This is a genomic window from Kocuria varians (assembly GCF_006539885.1).
In the GTDB taxonomy this organism is placed as follows: Bacteria; Actinomycetota; Actinomycetes; order Actinomycetales; family Micrococcaceae; genus Kocuria; species Kocuria varians.
The window spans coordinates 157,017-180,005 of record NZ_BJNW01000003.1; the positions used below are offsets into that span (position 1 = coordinate 157,017).

Annotated in this window: 18 protein-coding genes; 6 read left to right on the forward strand and 12 right to left on the reverse strand. The window is 71.4% G+C overall.

Translation table 11 applies throughout. The annotated features are described in order from the left end of the window. Positions 1–3: 3 nt before the first annotated feature. Complete coding sequence (locus KVA01_RS02835; RefSeq protein WP_174805692.1) at positions 4–1,476, forward strand: sensor histidine kinase; 1,473 nt, start codon at positions 4–6, stop codon at positions 1,474–1,476. Between the two features lie 105 nt (positions 1,477–1,581). Continuing rightward, a complete protein-coding gene (locus KVA01_RS02840; protein ID WP_068469930.1) occupies positions 1,582–1,872 on the forward strand; it encodes a WXG100 family type VII secretion target in 291 nt (96 codons plus the stop codon). Between the two features lie 7 nt (positions 1,873–1,879). Here the strand turns inward: KVA01_RS02840 and KVA01_RS02845 are convergent, their stop codons facing one another. The 4 genes from KVA01_RS02845 to KVA01_RS02860 form a co-directional block, all read right to left on the reverse strand. Beyond that, positions 1,880–2,989, reverse strand: a complete 1,110-nt coding sequence (locus KVA01_RS02845; protein WP_068469927.1) for a ribonuclease H family protein — start codon at positions 2,987–2,989, stop codon at positions 1,880–1,882. 149 nt (positions 2,990–3,138) lie between these two features. Then, a complete protein-coding gene (gene groL / locus KVA01_RS02850; RefSeq protein WP_141268844.1) occupies positions 3,139–4,773 on the reverse strand; it encodes a chaperonin GroEL in 1,635 nt (544 codons plus the stop codon). 266 nt (positions 4,774–5,039) lie between these two features. Further along, a complete protein-coding gene (locus KVA01_RS12820; RefSeq protein WP_231860663.1) occupies positions 5,040–5,351 on the reverse strand; it encodes a hypothetical protein in 312 nt (103 codons plus the stop codon). Positions 5,352–5,428: 77 nt separating this feature from the next. After that, positions 5,429–5,653 carry a DUF3263 domain-containing protein gene (locus KVA01_RS02860; protein ID WP_068469923.1) on the reverse strand — a complete coding sequence of 75 codons (225 nt, stop codon included), beginning with the start codon at positions 5,651–5,653 and terminating at the stop codon, positions 5,429–5,431. A 62-nt stretch (positions 5,654–5,715) separates the two neighbouring features. Between KVA01_RS02860 and KVA01_RS02865 the strand changes: the two genes are divergently transcribed. Both KVA01_RS02865 and KVA01_RS02870 read left to right on the forward strand, forming a co-directional pair. Next, complete coding sequence (locus KVA01_RS02865; RefSeq protein ID WP_082810392.1) at positions 5,716–6,399, forward strand: uracil-DNA glycosylase; 684 nt, start codon at positions 5,716–5,718, stop codon at positions 6,397–6,399. Between the two features lie 19 nt (positions 6,400–6,418). Then, on the forward strand, positions 6,419–7,270 hold the full coding sequence (locus tag KVA01_RS02870) for a siderophore-interacting protein (protein WP_141268846.1): 852 nt from the start codon (positions 6,419–6,421) through the stop codon (positions 7,268–7,270). 99 nt (positions 7,271–7,369) lie between these two features. Here KVA01_RS02870 and KVA01_RS02875 read toward each other — a convergent pair whose 3' ends face one another. From KVA01_RS02875 to KVA01_RS02910, 8 genes are all read right to left on the reverse strand, one after another. Continuing rightward, positions 7,370–9,469, reverse strand: a complete 2,100-nt coding sequence (locus tag KVA01_RS02875; RefSeq protein ID WP_141268848.1) for a threonine/serine exporter family protein — start codon at positions 9,467–9,469, stop codon at positions 7,370–7,372. 117 nt (positions 9,470–9,586) lie between these two features. Continuing rightward, on the reverse strand, positions 9,587–10,669 hold the full coding sequence (locus KVA01_RS02880) for a lipid II:glycine glycyltransferase FemX (RefSeq protein WP_068469918.1): 1,083 nt from the start codon (positions 10,667–10,669) through the stop codon (positions 9,587–9,589). Positions 10,670–10,756: 87 nt separating this feature from the next. Further along, positions 10,757–12,670 carry an FMN-binding glutamate synthase family protein gene (locus tag KVA01_RS02885; protein ID WP_141268850.1) on the reverse strand — a complete coding sequence of 638 codons (1,914 nt, stop codon included), beginning with the start codon at positions 12,668–12,670 and terminating at the stop codon, positions 10,757–10,759. A gap of 77 nt (positions 12,671–12,747) precedes the next feature. Beyond that, the gene (locus KVA01_RS02890; protein ID WP_068469914.1) at positions 12,748–13,029 is read right to left on the reverse strand and encodes an HPr family phosphocarrier protein; all 282 of its coding nucleotides are present in this window, start codon (positions 13,027–13,029) and stop codon (positions 12,748–12,750) included. A gap of 83 nt (positions 13,030–13,112) precedes the next feature. Next, entirely contained in the window at positions 13,113–14,846 is a 1,734-nt protein-coding gene (gene ptsP / locus KVA01_RS02895; RefSeq protein ID WP_267899920.1) for a phosphoenolpyruvate--protein phosphotransferase, read from the reverse strand. A gap of 5 nt (positions 14,847–14,851) precedes the next feature. Then, positions 14,852–17,047, reverse strand: coding sequence for a PTS fructose transporter subunit IIABC (locus tag KVA01_RS02900; protein ID WP_068469912.1), 2,196 nt, complete (start codon positions 17,045–17,047; stop codon positions 14,852–14,854). Positions 17,048–17,089: 42 nt separating this feature from the next. Next, positions 17,090–18,220: a 1-phosphofructokinase family hexose kinase gene (locus tag KVA01_RS02905; RefSeq protein WP_068469910.1), complete on the reverse strand. Its 1,131-nt coding sequence runs from the start codon at positions 18,218–18,220 to the stop codon at positions 17,090–17,092. Further along, a complete protein-coding gene (locus tag KVA01_RS02910) occupies positions 18,217–19,008 on the reverse strand; it encodes a DeoR/GlpR family DNA-binding transcription regulator (protein ID WP_141268852.1) in 792 nt (263 codons plus the stop codon). The genes KVA01_RS02905 and KVA01_RS02910 overlap by 4 nt, the downstream gene beginning before the upstream one ends. A gap of 189 nt (positions 19,009–19,197) precedes the next feature. Between KVA01_RS02910 and KVA01_RS02915 the strand changes: the two genes are divergently transcribed. Next, entirely contained in the window at positions 19,198–20,946 is a 1,749-nt protein-coding gene (locus tag KVA01_RS02915; protein ID WP_141268854.1) for an ABC transporter ATP-binding protein, read from the forward strand. Next, positions 20,943–22,904, forward strand: a complete 1,962-nt coding sequence (locus KVA01_RS02920; RefSeq protein ID WP_068469903.1) for an ABC transporter ATP-binding protein — start codon at positions 20,943–20,945, stop codon at positions 22,902–22,904. The genes KVA01_RS02915 and KVA01_RS02920 overlap by 4 nt, the downstream gene beginning before the upstream one ends. The last annotated feature ends 85 nt before the right edge of the window (positions 22,905–22,989 follow it).

Here is a 22,989-nt window from a genome sequence, read left to right on the forward strand (position 1 = left end):
CCGTTGAACCTCCTGGCCCGCCGGTTCCGCACCGCGTCCCTGCGCTCGCAGCTCATGGCCCTCACGGGGGTGCTGCTGGCCATCAGTGTCCTGGTGACCACGCTGGTCGCGGTATCGGTGCTGCGGGACAGCCTCGTCGCGAACATCGACGACGAGCTGCGCGCCTCCATCCCCACCGTTGCCCCCGTGCTCACGAGCGCGCTGCAGGGTGAGGTGAACACCCCGGTGTCCAACTCCGGGTTCCTGCTGGACGCGGACGGCAACGTGATCGCCACGGCCCGCAGCGGCTCCGGCAACTCGGCCCAGCAGTCCACCCCGGACCTCGAGGGCATGACGCTGGACTACGTGCGCGCCCACGAGGGTGAGGCCAGGACGGTGGGCTCCGTGGGCTCCTCGGAGCGCAAGTGGCGCATCGTCTCGGCCAAGCTGACCATGTTCGACATGTCCGTGGTGGTCGCGCAGCCCCTGGACCGCACCACCGCGATCATCTCCGGCGTGGGGCTGCTGACGTTCAGCTTCGGGCTGGCCACGCTGCTCGCCGCCATGACGGTGGGCTGGGTCATGGTCACGCGCGCGTTCCAGCCGCTGCGCCAGGTGGAGGCCACCGCGGCCCGGATTGCGGACGGAGACCTCTCCCAGCGCATGGAGGGGTACAACCCGCAGACGGAGATCGGCCAGCTCTCGGCCTCCCTGAACGCCATGCTGGGTCACATCGAGGACGCCTTCGACGCGCGCACCCGCTCCGAGACCAAGCTGCGGCGCTTCGTGGCGGACGCCTCCCACGAGCTGCGCACCCCGCTCGTGACCATCCGCGGGTACTCCGAGCTCTACCGCCACGGTGCGCTGCAGACCCCCGAGGACGTCGGCAAGGCCATGGACCGCATCGAGTCCGAGTCCAAGCGCATGACGCAACTCGTGGAGGACCTGCTGATGCTTGCGCGCCTGGACGAGCGCCGTGTGGCCACGAACCGCCACGTGGACCTCCTGCACCTCGCCTACGACGCCGCCTCGGACGCCCACGCCACGGCGCCGGACCGCGCCGTGGTCGTCCGCGGCCTGGAGGACTCCACGCCCGAGGCGGCGTGGGTGCACGGGGACGAGTCCAAGCTGCGGCAGGTCGTGGCGAACCTGCTGACCAACGCGCTGCGCTACACCCCGGCGGGCACTCCGCTGGAACTCGCGGTGGGCCTGGAGCCCTCGGTGGACGGCACGTTCACCTCCGTCCTGCAGGTGCGGGACCACGGGCCCGGGATCCACGGGCAGGACGCCGAGCGGGTCTTCGAGCGGTTCTACCGCGCGGACTCCTCCCGCACGCGCGAGACGGGCGGCACGGGACTGGGGCTGTCGATCGTCGCGGCGGTCATCGAGCAGCACGACGGCACCGTGAAACTCTCGGAGACCAATGGCGGCGGTGCCACCTTCACCGTGCGGATCCCGCACTCGGCTCCTGTGGACCACGCCTCCGAGGACTCCTGAGTCCCCAGCCCGACCCGGTTTCGCTCCTGCGCGGCCGGCGCCTCCTCTAGCGTGACGGAACCGGCGCACCGCCGGGCACCACCACCGTTTCCGGGGAGGAACACCATGGCCCACTTCGTCGTCGACAGCGACACCATCGCCGCCAAGTCCCAGCAGGCCCACGGTCACATCGACCGGCTCAGCGCCGAGGTCAACGGCATGACCGGCACGCTCGCGGACCTGGAGGACTCGTGGACGGGCACGGCGTCCGCGAGCTTCCAGGAGGCGTTCCGCTCGTGGCGCTCCGCGCAGGCTCAGATGGAGCAGGCCGTGGCGCAGATCAACCAGGCGCTCGCAACCGCCGGAACGCAGTACGCGGAGACCGAGGCGGCCAACACCCGCATGTTCGCGGGTTGAACCGCGCTCACTCCTCCGCGGTGACCTGGTGGTAGCGCAGCAGCCACGGACCCATCTCGTTGTGCTGGTCCTCCCGGACCCACACCGAGCTGCGCCGGGTCACCGCGGCGGGGCCCTCCGCCCGGTAGCTCAGGTGGTACGCCACAGATCCCAGCGGAGTCACGCGGGTCTCGTCCACCGCCCCGGAGGCCCCCAGAACCTCCAGCACCGCATCGCCCGTGACCGAGCGGCCGCGCAGGTCCACGCACAGCGCATCTGCATGGAGGAACTCCACCGCCGTCTGCTGCTGCGCGGACGCGCCGATCACCAGGATCTCGCGCTGCACGGCCTCGGTGACGAGCTGGGACGCCAAGCCCCCGTTGCCGGAGATCCCGTTCGAGGGATCCTCCCCGGCCGACGCGGTCGCGGCCAGCTCTGAGAACAGGTCCGGCTGCTGGTCCGGGTCCGAGACGGTGCTCGCCGCGCGGGGTAAGGAGGGGCGGGGCGCTGAGGCCCCGGAGGCCTCGGCCCCGGATGCCCCGGGCGGGGGCGTTGCGACCCTGGCCGTGGGGCGTCCCGAGACGTGGGACCCAGCGGTCGGTGCGTCGGAGGTGCCCGCGGAGGAGCCGGGGGCGCCGCTCGTGCCGGGCACCGCAGCGTCGTCGTCGCGGAAACCGGGGCCCACGGGCATCTGGGCGGGCCCCGTCTTCTTCTGGTACGCCACCGCCATGGCGCGGGCGCGGTCGTCCGCGGCCTCGTTCAGCTCGTGGCCCGCGTGGCCCTTGACCCACTCGAAGGTGACGTCACGGCCGGCGAGTTCCTTGTCGAGCGCCTTCATGATCTCCACGTTGAGCACGGGTTTGCCGTCGCGCTTCTTCCAGCCCTTCTTCTTCCACCCGGGCATCCACTTGGTCACCGAGTTGATGACGTACTGGCTGTCGCACAGCACGCGCAGCGGCTCGTCCCTGCGGTGGCGGGTCTCCTCCAAGAGGTTCAGCACGGCCGTCAGCTCGCCCATGTTGTTCGTGCCGTGGGCCCAGCCGCCGGCCTTCCACGACGTGGGATCGATGTACCAGGCCCAGCCCGCGGGACCGGGGTTGCCGAGTGCGGAGCCGTCCGCGGCAGCGATGATCGTCATGCGCCCATCCTCGCAAAGCGCCCCGACACGCAGAACGCGCGGCACCCGCCCCACGACAAGGAGGACCCCGGACGCGCTGCACGCATCCGGGGTCCTCCTGCTCCGTCCACCCGGTGTGACCGGGCAGCGGCTCGCTCAGAAGAGCGAGATCACATCATGCCGCCCATGCCACCCATGGGATCGGCACCGGCGCCCGCACCGGCGGCCTCGGGCTCCGGCTTGTCGGCGACGACAGCCTCCGTGGTGAGGAACAGCCCGGCAATGGACGCCGCGTTCTGCAGCGCCGAGCGGGTGACCTTCACGGGGTCGTTGATTCCGGCGGCCATAAGGTCCTCGTACTGGCCGGTCGCGGCGTTGAGGCCCCAGCCGGTCTCGAGACCGCGCACCTTGTCGACCACGACGCCCGGCTCGAGGCCGGCGTTGAGGGCGATCTGCTTCAGCGGCGCGTCGATGGCGACCTTGACGATGTTGGCACCCGTGGCCTCGTCACCGGAGAGGTCCAGCGACTCGAAGACCTTCGCACCGGCCTGGATGAGGGCCACGCCGCCACCGGCGACGATGCCCTCCTCCACGGCAGCCTTGGCGTTGCGCACGGCGTCCTCGATGCGGTGCTTGCGCTCCTTGAGCTCCACCTCGGTGGCGGCACCGGCCTTGAGCACTGCCACGCCGCCGGCCAGCTTGGCCAGGCGCTCCTGCAGCTTCTCGCGGTCGTAGTCGGAGTCGGAGTTGTTGATCTCCGCGCGGATCTGCGCCACGCGGCTCTCGATCTCCTCCTGCGTGCCGGCACCGTCCACGATGGTGGTCTCGTCCTTGGTCACCACGACCTTGCGGGCCTGGCCCAGCATGTCGAGCGTGGCGGACTCCAGGGAGAGGCCGACCTCCTCGGTGATGACCTGGCCACCGGTGAGGATGGCGATGTCCGCGAGCTGCGCCTTGCGGCGGTCGCCGAAGCCGGGGGCCTTGACGGCCACGGACTTCACGGCACCGCGCATCTTGTTGAGCACGAGCATGGCGAGGGCCTCGCCGTCGACGTCCTCGGCGATGATCAGCAGCGGCTTGCCGGCCTGCATGACCTTCTCCAGCACGGGAACGAGGTCCTTCACGGCGGAGATCTTGGAGTTCACGATGAGGATGTAGGGATCCTCGAGGACGGCCTCCTGGCGGTCCGCGTCCGTGACGAAGTAGCCGGAGAGGTAGCCCTTGTCGAAGCGCATGCCCTCGGTCAGCTCGAGGTCCAGCCCGAAGGTGTTGGACTCCTCGACGGTGATGACGCCTTCCTTGCCGACCTTCTCCATGGCCTCGGCGATGAGCTTGCCGATCTCCGGGTCCGCGGCGGAGATGGACGCGGTGGCGGCGATCTCCTCCTCGGTCTCGATCTCCTTGGCGGAGGACAGCAGCTGCTCGGTCACCGAGGCGACGGCCTTCTCGATGCCGCGCTTGAGGGACAGCGGGTCCGCACCGGCGGCCACGTTGCGCAGGCCTTCCTTCACGAGGGCCTGGGCGAGCACGGTGGCCGTGGTGGTGCCGTCACCGGCGACGTCGTCTGTCTTCTTGGCGACCTCCTTGACGAGCTCGGCGCCGATCTTCTCGAACGGCTCCTCGAGCTCGATCTCCTTGGCGATGGAGACACCGTCGTTGGTGATGGTGGGGGCGCCCCAGGACTTCTCCAGGACCACGTTGCGGCCGCGGGGGCCGAGCGTGACCTTGACGGCGTCCGCGAGGGTGTTCAGTCCCTTCTCGAGACCGCGGCGTGCTTCTTCATCGAATGCGATCATCTTTGCCATGTGTTTCGTCCCTCCTGGACGGTTGACAAACAAGACGTGTCACCACGATGCCCGCGACGGACGGCGGGGCGGCGCGATCCTCACCGCGCCGCGTCCACCTCATCGTGATGTGGTTTCACCCGGGTGCCGAGGGCGGCCACCGGACCCGGTTAGCAGTCCACTCGACTGAGTGCTGAATCAATAGTGGCACCGGCGCGCGCGGCTCCGCAACCGAACCGGGATCCCGCACGGTGCATTTTCATCATGGGCTGAACGCGCCCGGCCCCTCAGGCCGCGGCGATGTCACCCGGGGCCGCGCGCGGCGTCGTCGTCGTGGCTGCCGCCGCCGCCCCACCGGGTTGCGGGGCGAGCGCCGAGGCGCCGGCCGGCGAGGGCGGCACGGACGCACCCTGCTCGGTGCGCGGCGCGTTCACGAAGCACACCGTCCCCAGCACGAGCGCGAGCACACCGGTCACGAGGATCGCGCGGAACTCGCGCCGCGAGCCGTTGCGGGCGTTCGGGTTGTGGCCCCGGTGCGCGCCCTGGCGGGCGCCGTCCTCGGGGACGTCGTCGAACTCGTCACGGGGGTACTCGCTCATGCTCTCGCTCTCCTGGACGGCGCGCGGTGGGGGTGTGCAGCTACGGCCCACTATCCCACGGGCACCCGGGAGTCCGCTCAGCGCGAGCGGGCCCGGCGCAGCCGCGAGATCAGCATGGGGGCGTGCCGGGCCGCGGCTTCCGAGGAGATCAGCGCGTTGAGCCGCTGGTAGTAGTGCACCGGGCTCAGCCCGAGGGTCGAGCGGATCGCGGACTCCTTGGCACCCCGGTACTTCCAGTGCTCGGCCTCGAGGTCCAGGATGGCGCGGTCCAGTTCGTCGAGCTCCGGCCCCGTGGTAGACATGAGCCCCACCCTAACGCGCGAGCCCAGGGCCCGCGCCCGCCGTCCACGCTGGAGGTCCACCGGTGAACGCACCGCGTCCGTTGCACGAGATCATGCACGAGGAGTGGGCCGAGGTGCTGCGCCCGGTGGAGCAGCAGATTCGCAGGATGGGCGAGTTCCTGCGTGCCGAGCACGCGCAGGGCCGCCACACGCTGCCCGCCGGGGAGAACATCTTCCGGGCGTTCCGCGAGCCCTTCTCCGCGGTGAAGGTGCTGATCGTGGGCCAGGACCCCTACCCCACGCCGGGCCACGCCATGGGGCTCTCGTTCTCGGTGGCCCCGGACGTCCGCCCCGTGCCGCGCTCGCTGAAGAACATCTACGCGGAGCTGCAGTCGGACCTGGGGATCACCCCGCCGGAGCACGGGGACCTCTCCTCGTGGTCCGGGCAGGGCGTGATGCTGCTCAACAGGGTGCTCACGGTGCAGGCCGGTGCCCCGGCGTCCCACCGCGGCAAGGGCTGGGAGGCCGTCACGGAGTGCGCGATCCGGGCCCTGGGCGCGCGCGAGCAGCCGCTCGTGGGGATCCTGTGGGGTCGGGACGCACGCGGGACGAAGCAGTGGCTCGGCGGGGCGCCCACCGTGGAGTCCGCGCATCCCTCGCCGCTCTCGGCCTCCCGGGGGTTCTTCGGCTCCCGCCCGTTCTCCCGCACGAACGAGCTGCTGCGCGAGCAGGGAGCGGAACCCGTCTCCTGGGGACTTCCTGGTTAGGACGACCTAAGCTGGAGTCATGACCAAGACCCCCGCACGTCCGCACAAACCGCAGCTGAACCTCACCGTCACCCAGCGCGTAGACCTCTCCCCGGGCATGGTCCGGGTGGTCTGCAGGATCGAGAACGCCGCGGAGTTCCAGGACGTCGAGCCCCCGGAGAAGTACGTCAAGCTGATCTTCTTCTCACGGGCCACGCTCGCGGACACGGCCTCTGGCGAGTTCCCCGACTACTGGCGGGCCCGCGAGACCGCAGCTCCCGCCGACCAGCCCGTCTCCCGCCACATGACCCTGCGCCGCACGGATCCCGAGGCCGGTGAGGTGTGGATCGACGTCGCCCTGCACGGTTCCGAGGGCTACGCGGGGCCGTGGGCGGCCGCCGCCGCACCCGGTGACCGCGTGGTCGCGCTCGGCCCCGGCGGCACGTGGGTCCCGGATCCCCGGGCCACGTGGAGCCTGTTCGCCGGGGACGACGCCGCCGTTCCCGCCGTGCTCGCGAACCTCGAGGCGATGCCCGCCTCCGCTCACGGGGAGGCCGTGCTCGAGGTGGCGGACGCGAGCCACGAGTTCGATCTCTCGGACGTCTCGATCCCTGAGGGATTCACGGTGCGCTGGGTGCACCGCGCAGACCAGGCCGCCGGCGAGCGCGCCCTGGTCCGGGGCATCGCGGACGCGGCGTGGCCCGAGGACGTGAGCGGGGTGCAGGCCTTCGTGCACGGCGAGCGGGAGACCATGAAGGCCGCGCGCCACGAGCTCTTCGAGGTCCGCGGCCTGGACCGCGCTCAGGTGTCGCTGTCCGGGTACTGGGCCGGCGGACGCACCGAGGACGTGTTCCAGGCGGAGAAGAAGCTGCCCGTGGGCAAGATCCTCTGAACCCCGCCGGTTCCTGAGCGGGGTGCGTGCCTGCGGGCGTGCCCGCACGGCCCGTGCAGGCGCCCGACGTCGGCACCTGCACGGGCCGCGTCCGTCCTCTCAGCGGCGCCGGTTGCGCCGCTGGGACAAGTGCTGCATCCGCTCGATGAACGGACGCATGAGGTACTTCGCCAGCACCACGCCGGCGGCCAGGAGCACGATGGACGCCATGGCGTTGAGCAGCTCGGTGATGCCCTGCCCGGCGGTCTGGTTCTCCACCGTGATCGCGTACATACCGCGGAACAGCGTGAGACCCGGCAGCAGGTAGGTCATGGCGGGGATGGCCAGGACCGCCTGCGGGATCCGCTCGCGCGCCGCGAGCAGCGCGGCCACGCAGCCGCTGACCACCGCGCTGACGCCCGTGGCCAGCCGGGTCCCGGGGTCCACCAGGCCGATCCCGTGGTAGACCAGCAGACCCGCGAACGCCGCCAGCACCGCCGGCAGGATGTGCCGCGGCTTCGCCTGCATGGTGACCGCGATCAGCACCACCGAGACCAGCATGAACACCACGTTCTGCAGGACGCCGGAGGGTGTGAAGCTGGACTGCGAGACGTCGATGCCCGGGACGTTGCCCACGCGGACGGTCAGCGTGATCCCGAGCGCGATCCCCGCCACGATCGCCAGGAACGCCATGGCCGTGGAGAGCAGCCGCCCCGCCGCAGTGACCGGGAAGCCGTTGATGGCGTCCTGCATGGTGGAGACCATGCGGGTGGTGGGCAGCAGCATGATGAGCCCACCGGCGATGACTCTCGGTGGGGACAGCTCCACCCCCAGGGCAGAGATCACCATGGCGCCCAGGGTCACGACCAGCGCGTTGGCCGCCAGGGAGAAGAACTCCGGAATCCGCCACCCTCCCAGCTTGGCGCCGACCAGTTGCACCAGGGTGGCCGAGCCCATGGCAACGACCGCCCCGACGAACGTGCCGCCCAGTGCGAGGGTCAGGGTGCCCGCCGCAAGAACGGTTGCGACCCACACCATCCACCGCGGATAGGGCTTGGGGTTGGCGTTGATCTGCTTGAGCTCCCGCTCGGCCTCGCGCAGAGGCATCTCGCCCTCGATGATGCGCGTCACGAGCTGGTGGGAGTCCGCCAGTCCGGCGTAGTTGTCCGTCCACGAGCGCACCACGCGCATCACCGTGTGGCTCGACGTCGTCGAGTCCCCCCACAGGTCCTGGTCCTCCCGGTGCCGGTCGCGGTCGTGGGAGGCCTTGCGGTGCTCCCCCGTGGTGCCGGGGACACCGTCGAAGGACGCCGTGGTGGGGTGCGCGGAGGAGCCGGCCTTCCTGGGGGCCTCGTCCACGCCGGGCAGCTTGCCCGTGGCAGTGGACTCCGCGACGTAGTTGATGGTCACGGACTGGTTGGTGATGTCCACGTCCAGGTTCTCCACCCCGTACGTGGCGCACACGGCGATGATCGCGTTCTCCACGTCCAGGGCGTCCGCGCCGTAGTGGAACATGGTCTCGGCCAGCCGCAGGGCGAAGTTCAGGGTGCGCCGGGCCTGCCGGTCCGTGCTGTCCCCGAACTTGCGCAGGTGCTGGAACGGGGTGGCGGTGAGCCGGTCCACCACCTTCATGGGCGCCGTGGGGGCGGTGTCCCCCTGCACGAGCGAGCGCAGCAGGGAGCGCGGCGCGCGGGCGGGCTTGACGCTGGCGGCCGGGTACGTGGCGCGCGGGATGGCTGTGGTGGCCGGGGCGATCTCGTGGACGACCGTCTCGGGCCGCTCCACCGGCGACGCCGCCGCGGCCGTGCTGCGGCGGGAGACGCCGCTGATGGGCTCGGTCAGCGCCGCGGGGACACCACTGCGGCGCTCGCCACCGGCTCGGTCCTCCGCGATCTGGCGGGGCGTGAGCACCGGCAGCGCGGTGGCCTTCGGTGAGGCCGTCCGCGGGGCGTGCGTCACGGACGACTGGGGCGACGACGCGGTCCCCGTCTCCGCGTGCAGGGCGGCGCTGCGGCGCTGGGCCTGCGCGGCCTGCTCCTCGGTGGGACGCGCGGCGGCGCGGACGCGACGGCGCGGGACAGTGCGGCGCACCGCACCGTGCAGCGCGGTGTCCCCACCGGGACCGAACGGTTTCACGTCCGCGCCCGCGGCGTCCCGGTCCTCACCCGAGGACGGGTACCCCTGGTGCGCCAGACGCGTCAGCTGATCGGTCACGCTCACGTCGGATGAACCTCCCCTGCCCCCGCAGGCACTGCTGGACTCTTATACGGTGACGCGCCCGCGGTGGCACCGCGAGCGCGCCGTGGTGGCGGGGTGTCCGCGCGGGACCGCCGCCGCTCAGTAGAACGGCTGGCCCGTGCGGCGCACCCAGAGCTGGCGCTGGACCTTCTCCGCCAGGTTCGTCCACACAGCGTATTTCGCCCGGCTGAGCGGCTGGTCCCAAACTCCTACGTAGTCCACGACAGTCTTCGTGAAGCTCGTCTTGAACAGGCCCAGACCGTAGTAGTGGTGCTCCTTGTTCTTGAGCTGGTCCGAGGGCGGGGTGCCGCAGAAGTCGTACTGGACGATCCCGTGGTCCTGCTTCAGGTCCGTGATCGCGCTCCACTGCACCAGGTGGGAGTCGCCGTACTGGCGGCGGCGGGGCTTGGAGCCGCCGTCCTTGTAGGTTCCCTTGTTCCCGTACGCGATCACGTAAGCACCCACCGAGGGCTTGCCGTCCTCGTACGTGAAGTACAGGCGGCCCTGACCGCGGTCCGCGAAGTTGTTCCAGAACGCCCTGTAGTACTCGTAGGAGCGCAGGTTGACCTTCGCGTTGCCCTGGCCCACGGAGTCCATCAGCGCGTACATGGCGCGCATGTTCTCCTCGGTGAGCGGCACCTGCTCCACCTCGCAGCCCTCGCGCATGGCGCGGCGCACCGCGTTGCGCCCGCGGGAATGCAGGGACTTCAGCAGGGCCTTCTCGTCCATGTCCGTGTCCAGCACGGCGGTGGAGTCGTTGGGCTGGATCTGGAAGGACTTCACCAGGCCGCAGCGGGCAAGCACACCGCTCGCGTAGTCCGAGGCGAGGATCTCCGGCTCGTACTTGATGGCGAACACGCCGTGGGCGGCGCCGGCCACGAAGCGCTCGTTCGCGGCCACGATGCCCGGCATGTCGTCCACGCTCTCCACGTCCGGGCCCTTGATCATGTACCAGAGCTTGCCCAGCGCCCGCACGGACTTCTCCAGCACCAGGTTGTAGCTGGGCTGCGAGCCGTCGGTGGGCTCGTAGACCACGTGGACCGGCTTCCAGCCGTGGTCCTTCTTGACCTCGGCGAACGCCTCCGACTGGAGCAGGTTGCCGCCGGAGGGGTTGGCCGTGACGTGGGAGTCCCACTCGGCCATTTCCTGGCCGGTCGCAAAACGTGCCGTGAATTCTCGCAAGGGTCTCTCAATCCTGTACCGCGGGCGTGCTCTGACCGTGCGCGGCGCCGCTGGGCAACGCCGTCGCCTCACATGCTATCTCCGACCTCAGGCGAGGCCCGGGTCGCGGCCCGTGGCGCCGTCCGCCGGGTCCACGTGGTCGGTCTCGGACTCCGGGGCGGGATCCTGCGTGGTGTGCTGCGCGCCGGCCTCCGTGCCGGGGCGGCCCTCGGGACGGCCGGAGGCCGCAGGAGCGGGCTGCGCGGCGTCGTCGTAACCCGCTGCCGACGCCGCCGTGCCCGCCCGGGTGCCGGGGGCGGCTGCGTCGTTGCCGGCCTTCCGCCCCGCCGTGACCAGCTCGGGTGCCCGGTCCGCCTCCGGAACGACCCCGCCGGGGCTCAGGGGGCTGCGGTCGTGGAAAACGTACTTGCCCGGGTGCCCCGCGGTGAAACGGTCCGGGTCCGCGAAGCGCCAGTCCTCACCCCAGCCGCCCTCCACCCCGTCGAAGAGCTCGCCGGGCTGCAGCCAGCGGTAGAGGGACTCGTAGGAGATGCTCTGCGTGGCCGTGACCTTGCGGCGCAGCATCTCGCGCGTGAGCTCCTCGGGGTGTTCGCAGCCCATCGTGGAGATGATCTGCCCGGCCTCCTGCACGGTGAGGCGGTGGTAGCGCTCCACGCGCTCACCCTTGTCCGCCACGTCCAGGGCCTTGTAGAGCCGAGGGTTCTGGGTGGTCACGCCCACCGGGCACTTGTTCGTGTGGCACGCCTGGGCCTGGATGCAGCCCACCGCCATCATCATCGCGCGGGCGCTCATGCAGAAGTCTGCGCCCTGGATGATGTGGCGCACGATGTCGTGGCCGGACGTGATCTTGCCCGCGCAGCCGAGCTTGATGCGGTCCCGCAGCCCCGAGCCCACGAGGGCGTTGTGCATCAGGATCAGCCCCTCCACGAGCGGGGTGCCCACGTGGTCCTGGTACTCCAGCGGAGCAGCGCCGGTGCCACCCTCGGAGCCGTCCACGATGATGAAGTCCGGGGTCACGCCCTCCTCAATCATGGCCTTGCACATGGCCAGGACCTCCACGCGAGAGCCCACGCACAGCTTGAAGCCGATGGGCTTGCGGTCCGAGAGCTCCCGCAGCTCGGCGATGAAGCGCACGAGCTCGCGCGGGGTGGTGAACGCGGAGTGGCTCGCCGGGGAGATGCACGTCTGGCCCACGGGCACGCCGCGCGCCTCGGCGATCTCCTCGGTCACCTTGGCCCCGGGGAGCACGCCGCCCAGGCCGGGCTTCGCACCCTGCGAGAGCTTGATGTTGATGGCCTTGACCTGCGGCAGGGTGGCCTTCTTGCGGAAGACCTCCGGATCGAAGTTGCCGTCCGCGTCCCGCGTGCCGAAGTAGCCGGAGCCGAACTCCCAGAAGATGTCCGCGTCGTGCGCGAGGTGGTACTTCGTGAGCCCGCCTTCGCCGGTCTCCTGCGCGAAGCCGCCCAGCGCCGCACCCTTGTTCATGGCGAGCACCGCGTTCTTGGACAGCGAGCCGAAGCTCATGGAGGAGATGTTGAGCAGGGAGGCGTCGTAGGGCCGGGTGCAGTCCGGGCCACCCAGGCGCACGCGGTGCTCGTCCTCCGGCGCCGCCTTGGGCGCGATGGACTGCACGAAGTACTCGTAGCCGGGCGCGTTGACGTCCAGCTCGGTGCCGAAGGCCTTGTCCCCCTTGAAGCCCTTGGCCCGGGAGTACACGAGCGAGCGCTGATCGCGGTCGAACGGCCTGCCGTCCCAGTTGCGCTCGATGAAGTACTGCTGGATCTCGGGTCGGATCTTCTCGAGCATGAAGCGCATGTGCCCCAGCACGGGGAAGTTGCGCAGGATCGAGTGCCGGCGCTGCGTGGCGTCGGCGATGCCCACGAGCAGCAGGGCGAGCAGCACCGCCGCGAGGATCCACCAGCCCCACGGGCCGAGAACCGCGGCGAGAACCGCGAAAAGGGTCGCCGCGGCGAGACCGGAGATGATCAGTGAACGAACCATGCCGGTCAGGCTACCCCCGCACGGACGAGGCCGGGCCCCCGTGACGGGTGCCCGGCCTCACCGGTGTGCGGGGCGGATCACTCGGCGTCGAGGTCCGTCTCGATGATCCCGGCCAGGTGCTCGAGCGCCTCCTCGGCGCCGTCGCCCTCGGCCGCGAGGACGACCTTGTCCCCGTGGGAGGCCCCCAGGGACATCAGGGACAGCACGGACGAGGCGTCCATGCCCTCCTCGGCATCCTCACCCTCCGAGCGGATGGTAATCTCCAGGTTCTCGTACTCCCCGGCGGCCTCGGCGAAGATCGCCGCGGGTCGCGCGTGCAGGCCCACTCGGGAGGCCACGGTCGCAGTGCGTTCGGTCATTGTCAGCTCCTTGTTCGTCGTGCATCGGTGGTCGGTCTGGTGCGGTGCCGCCGACCCGTCGCAGGACGGTGGTCCCGCCGGGGTCACAGCCCCAGTTCGGCCAGCACGGGCAGCTGGGCCCGCACCGTGTCCTTCGCCTCGTGGGCGCTCGTGGCGTGCACGGCGAGCTCGGCCAGGCGGCGTGCCTCGGCGAGGTCCACCCCGCGCAGCACGGCCGCGACGGCCGCGAGGGACCGCGGGCTCATGGACAGCGTGTCCACCCCGAGTCCCACGAGGACGACGGCGAGCGCCGGGTCCGCGGCGGCCTCGCCGCACACGCCCACGTGCTTGTGCGCGCCCCCGAGCTCGGTGGCCGCCGCGGCGCCCTGGGCCGTGGCCCGGATCATGCGCAGCACAGCCGGCTGCCAGGGCGAGTTGAGCTCCGCGAGGGAGCCCAGCATGCGGTCCGCGGCCATCGTGTACTGGGTGAGGTCGTTGGTGCCCAGGGACACGAAGTCCACGCGCTCCAGGATCTGCTCGGCGGTGATCGCTGCGGCGGGGGTCTCGACCATGACGCCGCCGACCCGCAGCCCGGCGGCCACCACGAGGTCGTGGAAGCGCGCGGCCTCCTCGACGGTCGCGATCATCGGTGCCATGACCCACACCTCGGCGGTGCTGCGCTGCTGCGCCACTCCGATCGCCTCGAGCTGGCGCTCGAGCACGCCCGGGGTGGTCCAGTCGGTGCGGTAGCCGCGCACGCCCAGGGCCGGGTTCGGCTCCGTGGCGTCCGTGAGGAACGGCAGGGGCTTGTCCGCGCCGGCGTCGAGCGTGCGCACCACGACCTTGCGACCGGGGAACGCCTCGAAGACCTCGGCGTAGGCGTCCGCCTGCTCGTCCACGGTCGGTTCGCTGTCCCGGCCCAGGAAGCAGAACTCGGTGCGCAGCAGGCCCACGCCCTCGGCACCGGCCTCCGCGGCGGCCCGGGCGTCGTCGCCGGTGCCCACGTTGGCGAGCAGCGGGACGGCCGTGCCGTCGGAGAGGACGCCGCCGCCGTCGAAGGACGCGAGCTGCTCGGAGGCGCGCTGCCACGCGAGCACGGCGTCCCGCTCGGCGTCGCCCGGCGCCACGACCACGGTGCCCGTGGCCCCGTCCACGAAGACGGAGGCCCCGCCGGCCACGTCCAGCACGCCGTCGACCGCGACGACCGCCGGCAGCCCCAGGTTGCGGGCCAGGATGGCCGTGTGGGACTGCGGGCCACCGGACTGCGTGACCAGGGCGATCACGACGTCCGGGTCGAGCACCGCGGTGTCCGCGGGCGCGAGGTCCTCGGCGGCCAGCACGAACGGCTCGCGGCGCTGCGGCACGCCCGGCGCGTCCTCGCCGCGCAGCTCGGCGACGATGCGCGCCCGGACGTCCTCGATGTCCGCCGCGCGCTCGGCCATGTAGCCGCCCATCGCGCGCATCTGGTCCGCGTAGGCGGTGGCGGCCTGCCACAGGGCGCGCTCGGGGCTGAGCCCCTGCTCCGTGACGAGCTTGCCCGCGTTCTTCACGAGCGCCTTGTCACCGGCCATCAGCGCGGTGGCCTTGAGGACCTCCGCCGCGGACTCGGACCGTGCCCTGGCGGCGCGCTCCTTGAGCCCGGCCTTGACGGCGAGCGCGGCGGCCTTGAGCCGGTCGGTCGCGGCCTCGGGGTCGCCCTCGAGGGGATCGCCCTCAGGGGGCTCGCTGACGGCGGGGGCCATGTGCACCAGCGGCGCGATCACGCGCCCCGGGCTCACGCCCACGCCGTGCAGCTCGTCGCGCGCGCCGGCCTCGGTCTTCACGGTGTTCTCGCTCACTGTGCTCACGCCTCCACCGTCTGCTTGGTCTGCGGCACGCCGGGAACGTCCGCCACGTGCTGCTTCACGTTGCCCACGCGCTTGAGGAGCGTCACCACCACGCCGGTGACCACGGTGCCCACCAGGATCGACGCCACGAACGCCAGCGGGTTGCCGATGACCGGCAGGATCCAGATGCCGCCGTGCGGGGCGGCGGAGGTGACACCGAACGCCATGCACAGGGCACCGGTCACGGCGCCGCCCAGCATGGTCGAGGGGATCACGCGCAGCGGGTCCGCCGCGGCGAACGGGATGGCACCCTCCGAGATGAAGGACGCCCCCAGCAGCCACGAGGTCTTCCCGTTCTCACGCTCCGCAGCGGTGAAGTACTTGCGGCCCAGGACCGTGGAGGCCAGGGCCAGGCCCAGCGGGGCCACCATGCCGGAGGCGATGACCGCGGCCATGATCTCCTGCGGGGCGGTGTTGGTCGCGGTCGCGGCGCCGAGGCCGGCCACCGCGAACGAGTAGGCCACCTTGTTGATGGGCCCGCCCAGGTCGGAGCACATCATGAGGCCGAGCACCGCGCCCAGGGCCACGGCGGACGCGCCGCTCATTCCGGAGAGCAGCCCGGTCAGCCACGTCATGAACGCCGCGATGGGACCGCCGATGAACAGCAGCAGCAGACCGCCCGCGAAGAGCGAGGCCAGCAACGGGATGATCACCACGGGCATCAGCGAGCCGAGCCAGCGGGGCAGCTTGGGCAGGGTCAGCCAGTACGCGCACAGCCCGGCCAGCAGACCGCCCACGATGCCGCCGATGAAGCCCGCACCCATGAAATTGGCAACGAGGCCGGCGGTGAAGCCGGGGGCGATGCCCGGCCGGTCCGCGAGCCCGTAGGCGATGTAGCCCGCGAGCGCCGGGACCAGCAGGCTCATGGAGAGGTTGCCGATCTTGAACAGCACCGCGCCCAGGTACATGGACAGGGAGACGTCCCCGAGGTTGCCGAGGGTCACGGTGCCCAGGATGTCATCCGCCTGCTGCGCCACGCGCACGGGGTCCGCGATGATGAACGCGATGGCCATGAGCAGACCACCCGCGGCCACGAACGGGATCATGTAGCTCACGCCCGTCATCACGGCCTTGCGGATCCGGGTGCCCCACCCCTCGCTGCCGGTCATCCCGGCATCCGCCTGGGAGCCGTCCCCGATGACCTGCGGCGCACGCGGGTCGTCCGCGGCCGCGATGGCCTCCTGGATCATCTCCCGCGGCTCGTCGATGCCGCGCTTGACCGCGGAGGCGATGTACGGCAGACCGGCGAAGCGGGAGCGGTCCCGCACGTCCACGTCCGTGGCGAAGATGACGGCCTCGGCGTCGGCGATGACCTTGGGGTCCAGCCGCGTGGCCCCGGAGGAGCCCTGCGTCTCGACCTGCAGGTCCACGCCCATCTCCTCGGCCGTGTTCGTCAGGGCGTCCGCGGCCATGTAGGTGTGGGCGATGCCGGTGGGGCACGCGGTCACGGCCACGAGTCGGCGCGTGCCGGACGCGGCCGCGGCGGTGTCCGGCACGGCGGTCGTGGCGGTCTCTCCCGCCGACGCCGCCGTCCCGGCCGCCGCGCCTGCTCCGGCAACTCCGGCAGCAGCACCGGTTCCGGCAGCGGCACCGGCCCCCGCCTGCGCGGTGCCGGCGGCGGTGGATCCCGCGGACCCCGCGGCGTCGCCGGATCCGGCGGTGCTCGCGGTGGTGTCCGCCGAGGCCTCCTCGGCCGGGGGTGCGAGTCCGAGGGCGCGGTCCACGATGTCCACGACCTCCTGCGGCGTCTGCGCGGCGCGCAACGAGGCCACGAAGGGCTTCTTCATGAGCGAGCGGGCCAGCTTGGAGAGCAGCTTGAGGTGCTCCTGGTCCGCGCCGGCGGGTGCCGCGATGAAGAACACGATGTCCGCGGGGCCGTCCTTGGCTCCGAAGTCCACGGCCCGGGCGAGCCGGGCCATCACCAGGGTCGCCTCGGTCACCGCCTCCGAGCGGCAGTGCGGGATCCCGATGCCACCGGGGATGCCCGTGGCGTTCTTGGCCTCGCGGGCCAGGGCATCCGCGGCCAGGGAATCCGTGTCCCGCGCACGCCCCTCCGCGTGGACGGTCGCCGCGAGGGCACGGATCACGCTGTCCGTGGATCCGCCCAGGTCCCGGTCCAGCAGGACCAGTCCGGGGTTGATGAGATCTGACATGTCAGGCTCCTTGGCTGCGTCCCGTGGGGCGCGCTGGTGTGGTCAGGATCGGGGGTCTGTGGGGGCGGGTCCGGAGGGGTCTCCGGCGGTCCGCGGGCTGGTGGGTGCGGCAGCTGCCGCGGGCTCGTGCGCCTGCGGCGCGGTGGCCGGGCCCGCCGGGGACGACGCCGCGGCGTCGTCAGCTGCGCTCCCCGCGGCGAGGGCGAGCGGCGGCAGACTGAGGTCCGTGACGTGCACGGCCTCCGGCCGCGTCTGGGCCACGGTGGGCATCTGCGTGCCGGGCAGCGACGCCGCGGCGGAACCGTGGGCGACCGCCTGGCGCAGGCACTCGCTCGGGGAGTCGCCGCGCTGGGAGGCCACGAGGTAGCCGGTCAGTGCGCTGTCCCCCGCACCCACGGTGGAGCGGACGGTGACGGGCTCGTGGACGGCGTGCCACGCGCCCTCGGCGGTCACGAGCACGGCGCCGTTGCCACCCAGTGTGCACAGCACCGCGCCCACGCCGCGGGCCACAAGCTCGCGCGCGGCCTCGGCGGCGGCCTTCGGATCGGCCTCGAAGGCCGCGCCGTCGGTGCGTCCGAGGGACTCCGCCAGCTCGAAGCCGTTGGGCTTGATGACGTCCGGAAGCACCGGCAACCCCGGGGCCAGCGCCTCGAAGAGCGGAGCGCCGGAGGTGTCCAGGGCCAGCAGGGGTGCGGCGGCACCCAGGGCGCCCTTCACGCGTGCCGCGAGGACCGCGTAGACGTCCGGGGCAGGACCGGGAGGCACGGAACCGGCGCACACGAGCCACGAGGCACCCGGGCCGCGGCGCACGATCCGCTCCACGATCCGCTCCACGGTGTCCTCGTCGACCGGGGGGCCCGGCTCGTTGATCTTGGTGGTGGTGCCATCCGGCTCGGTGATGGTGATGTTCGAGCGGATGGCCGCACCGATCGGCACGTTCTCGTAGCGCACGCCCGCGGCGTCGAGGCCGGTGAACAGCGGGTCCGAGGAGTCGCCCGGTGCGAGCGCCACGGTCTCCTCGCCGCTGGCCGCCAGCGCCCGGGAGATGTTCACGCCCTTGCCGCCGGGATCCTGGCGGGTCCCGCTCGCGCGCTGCACCTCCCCCCGCTGCAGCGGCTGCGAGAGGTCCACCGTGCGGTCCACGGAGGGGTTGAGGGTCACGGTGATGATCATGCGAGGACCACTTCCACATCGGCGTCTTCGAGGGCTCGGGCCAGGTCCCCCACGGGGGCCCGGCCCGTGATGAACGTGTCGATCTCTTCGAGGGAGCAGAACCGGGTGAGCGTCTCCTGGTCCTGCTTGCTGGCGTCGCACAGGACCACCACGCGCCGCGCGGCCCGCACGATCGCCGCCTTGACCACGGCCTCGATGGGGTCCGGGGTGGACAGGCCGAACTGTGCGTGGGCCCCGTTGCAGCCCACGAACGCGAGGTCGGGGCGCAGCTGGTCGTAGTGCTGGACGGCCCGGGAGCCGGTGGCGGCGGAGGTGAGCTTGCGGATGCGCCCGCCCACGAGCTCCAGACCCACGCCCTCGGCCTCCGAGAGCTTCGCGGCGATGTGTAGCGCGTGGGTGATGATCAGCTGCTCCTGGCCACCGGCCAGGTGGTTGTCACGGGAGAGCAGCAGCTCCGCGAGCGCCTCGACCGTGGTTCCCGCGTCCAGCACCACGGCACCGGCACCGGCCTGCTCGAGCAGCTCCAGGGCCCTGCGCGCGATGCTTCGCTTCTCCACCGCGGCCAGGCGCTGGCGGGAGTCCATGCCCTGCTCACCGCTCGTGGACTGGTCCACGGACACTGCCCCGCCGTGCACGCGGCGCAACCTGCCCTCGGACTCCAGGACCGCGAGGTCCCGGCGGACGGTCTCCATGGTGACCTCGAGCCGGCGGGCGAGCTCGGCACCGCTCACGCGTCGCTCGCGGACCACGGTCCGGGCGATCTCCTCGTGGCGCTCTGCTGCGAACATCTTCACCTCACGGACGGGGGTGACGGCGGTGACATCCCCTCTAAATGTGAGCTTATGTCTGTTTATGTGGTTTTACCAGCCCCTACCCCACATTCACCGGGGCGAGTGGTCCCACCGTGTCTCCGGGCGCGCATATATTGGCCGGACCAGCCCTCGCGCCGTCGGCGCCCCGCGTCAGGATCCTCCTCTATGTCGCTGTTGCGTCTGCTCCGCACCTCCACCCGCCCCTACCTTCCGTGGGTCGTGGGTGTCCTGGTGTTCCAGCTGCTCTCCACCATAGCCACCCTCTTCCTTCCGAGCCTCAACGCCCGGATCATCGACGACGGCGTGGCCCGCGGGGATACGGACTTCATCTGGCGCACCGGCGCCCTCATGCTGGCGGTCGCGCTGGGCCAGATCGTCACCGCCGTCGCCGCCGTGTGGTGCGGGGCACGCACGGCCATGGGCGTGGGCCGGGACCTGCGCCGGGACGTCTACCGCCGGGTCGGCGCGTTCAGTGCCCGCGAGGTCGGCGCCTTCGGAGCGCCCTCGCTGATCACCCGCAACACCAACGACGTCCAGCAGATCCAGATGCTCACACTGATGACCCTGAACTTCATGGTCATGGCGCCCATCATGTGCATCGGCGGGATCGTGATGGCCCTGCGCGAGGACGCCGGGCTGTCCTGGCTCGTGTGGGTCTCCATCCCGGTCATGGGGGTGCTGCTCGGCGTGCTCATGGCCAAGCTGATGCCGTGGTTCCGCACCATGCAGGAGCGCCTGGACGGCATCAACGGGGTGCTGCGCGAGCAGATCACCGGCATCCGGGTGATCCGGGCCTTCGTGAAGGAGCCGTTCGAGACCCAGCGCTTCCGCCGCGCCAACCAGGACCTCACGGAGATCTCGCTGCGGATCGGCGCCCTGTTCGTGCTGATGTTCCCCGTGGTCAACATGATCATGCACGGCGCCACCGCGGCCGTCCTGTGGTTCGGTGGCCACCGCGTGGACCAGGGCCTGATCCAGATCGGTGCGCTGACCGCCTTCCTGCAGTACATGCTGCAGATCCTGACCTCCGTGATGATGGCCAGCTTCATGTTCATGATGGTCCCGCGCGCCATCGTGTGCGCCGAGCGCATCTGCGAGGTCCTGGACACCGAACCCAGCATCCACCCGCCGCAGCACCCGGCCACGGCGCCGGAGCCCCGGGGCAGGCTGCGCTTCGACGGCGTCTGCTTCCGCTACCCCGGCGCCGAGGAGCCGGTGCTCGACCAGATCGACTTCGCCGCGGAGCCCGGCACCACCGTGGCCGTGGTGGGAGCCACGGGCTCCGGCAAGACCACCCTCGTGAGCCTGATCCCCCGGCTGTTCGATCCCGTGGCCGGGCGGGTGCTGCTCGACGACGTCGCCCTGCCGGACTACGCGCCCGAGGACCTCGCCGGCCGCGTGGGGCTCGTGCCGCAGAAGGCGTTCCTGTTCTCGGGGACCGTTGCGGAGAACCTGCGCTTCGGCCGCGAGGACGCCACGGACGAGGAACTCTGGGAGGCCCTGCGGGTGGCCCAGGCCGAGGACTTCGTGCGCGCCATGCCGCACGGCCTGGAGTCCTCCGTGGCCCAGGGCAGCACCAACGTCTCCGGCGGTCAGCGCCAGCGGCTGAGCATCGCCCGCGCGATCGTGGCCCGCCCCCGCGTGTACGTCTTCGACGACTCCTTCTCCGCCCTGGACGTCGCCACGGACGCCGCCCTGCGCGCGGCCCTGCGCCCGGTCACCCGGGACGCCACCGTGGTCACCGTCGCCCAGCGCGTGTCCACCATCGCGGACGCGGACCTCATCCTGGTCCTTGAACACGGGCGCATCACGGCCCGCGGCAGCCACGACGAGCTGCTGGAGACCAGCCCCACCTACCGCGAGATCGTGAGCTCCCAGCTCACGGCGGAGCAGAGCACCGGAGGCGACCTGTGAGCGAGACCCCCCAGCCGGCCGCGAAGCCGCAGAAGTTCTGGTCCTCGGCCCTGCGCCTGCTCGGACTGCTCTCGCCCCACCGCGCGGCACTCGCCGTGGTGGTGGGCTCCGTGGTGGGCTCGGTGCTGCTCGGCGTCTTCGCCCCGCGCGTGCTCGGCCGCGCCACGGACGTGATCTTCGCCGGCGTCGTCGCCCGCTCCCTGCCCGCCGGCACGGACCAGCGCCAGGCAGAGGCCATGCTGCGCTCCCAGGGCCAGGACACGTACGCGGACATGGTCTCCCGCATGGACCTCGTGCCCGGCCAGGGCGTGGACTTCCAGCGACTGGGGACCCTGATCCTCGTGGTGCTCGCCATGTACCTGCTGGCCTCCGCCCTGATGTGGCTGCAGGGCTACGTGCTCAACCGCGTGGTCATGCGGGTCGTCTACGACCTGCGCGCGGAGATCGAGCGCAAGCTCAACGCCTTGCCCCTGAGCTACTTCGACACCCGCCAACGCGGGGACGTGATGTCCCGCGTGACCAACGACGTCGACAACATCCAGACCGCCCTGCAGCAGACCTTCGCGCAGCTCGTGCAGAGCGTGCTCACGGTGCTGGGCATCGTGGTGATGATGTTCGCGGTCTCGTGGCAGCTCGCCCTCGTGGCACTGCTGGCCCTGCCGCTGTCCGCGGTGGCCGCCGGCGTGATCGGCTCGCGCTCCCAGAAGATGTTCACCCGCCAGTGGAAGGCCACGGGCGCGCTCAACGGCCACATCGAGGAGTCCTTCTCCGGCCACGAGCTCGTGCACGCCTACGGACGGGAACGGCAGATGCAGGCACGCTTCGACGAGCGCAACGAGGACCTCTACCGCGCCGCGTTCGGAGCGCAGTTCCTCTCCGGGACGATCATGCCGGTGATGCAGTTCATCTCCTACCTCTCCTACGTGGGGATCGCGGTGCTCGGCGGTCTGCGCGTGGCCTCCGGACAGCTCACGCTCGGTGACGCCACCGCGTTCATCCAGTACTCCCGCGAGTTCACGCAGCCGCTGTCCCAGATCGCCGGCATGGCCAACCAGCTGCAGTCCGGCATCGCCTCCGCCGAGCGCACGTTCGAGCTTCTCGACGCCCCGGAGCAGGAGCCCGAGACGCCCACCGCGCGGCTGCCGGAGCGGCTGCGCGGCGAGGTGCGCTTCGAGCACGTGGACTTTTCCTACGACAAGACCGGACTGGCCGCGGGCGAGCCGCCCATGATCGAGGACCTCTCGCTCCATGCCTCCCCCGGGCGCACAGTGGCCATCGTGGGGCCCACGGGCGCGGGCAAGACCACGCTCGTGAACCTGGTGCTGCGCTTCTACGAGATCGACGCCGGGCGCATCCTCCTGGACGGCATCGACATCCGGGACCTCGCCCGGGACGATCTCCGTTCCCAGGTGGGCATGGTGCTGCAGGACGCCTGGCTGTTCACCGGCAGCATCATGGAGAACATCCGCTTCGGCCGCCAGGACGCCACGGACGAGGAGGTCGTGGCCGCGGCGAAGGCCACCTACGTGGACCGCTTCGTGCGGGCCCTGCCGGAGGGCTACGACACCGTGCTCACCGAGGACGAGACCTCGGTCTCCGCCGGCGAGAAGCAGCTCATCACGATCGCCCGTGCGTTCCTCTCCCAGCCCTCCCTGCTGATCCTGGACGAGGCCACCTCCGCGGTGGACACCCGCACGGAGCTGCTCGTCCAGAAGGCCATGGCCGCCCTGCGCGAGAACCGGACGTCCTTCGTGATCGCCCACCGGCTCTCAACCATCCGGGACGCGGACACGATCGTCGTCATGGAGGCGGGGCGGATCGTGGAGCAGGGCTCGCACGCGGAGCTCATCGCCCGGGACGGCGCGTACGCCCGGCTCTACCGCGCGCAGTTCTCGGACGGCGCGGACGCCCCGCCCGAGCAGCCGACGACGACGCCGCCGGACGTCCCGGCGCCGTGACGGCCGGGACGTCGGACCGGTGGCAATCACCACCGGGCGCGTCTACGGTTGACGTGACCGGCCACCCCCACAGATCGGATGCTGT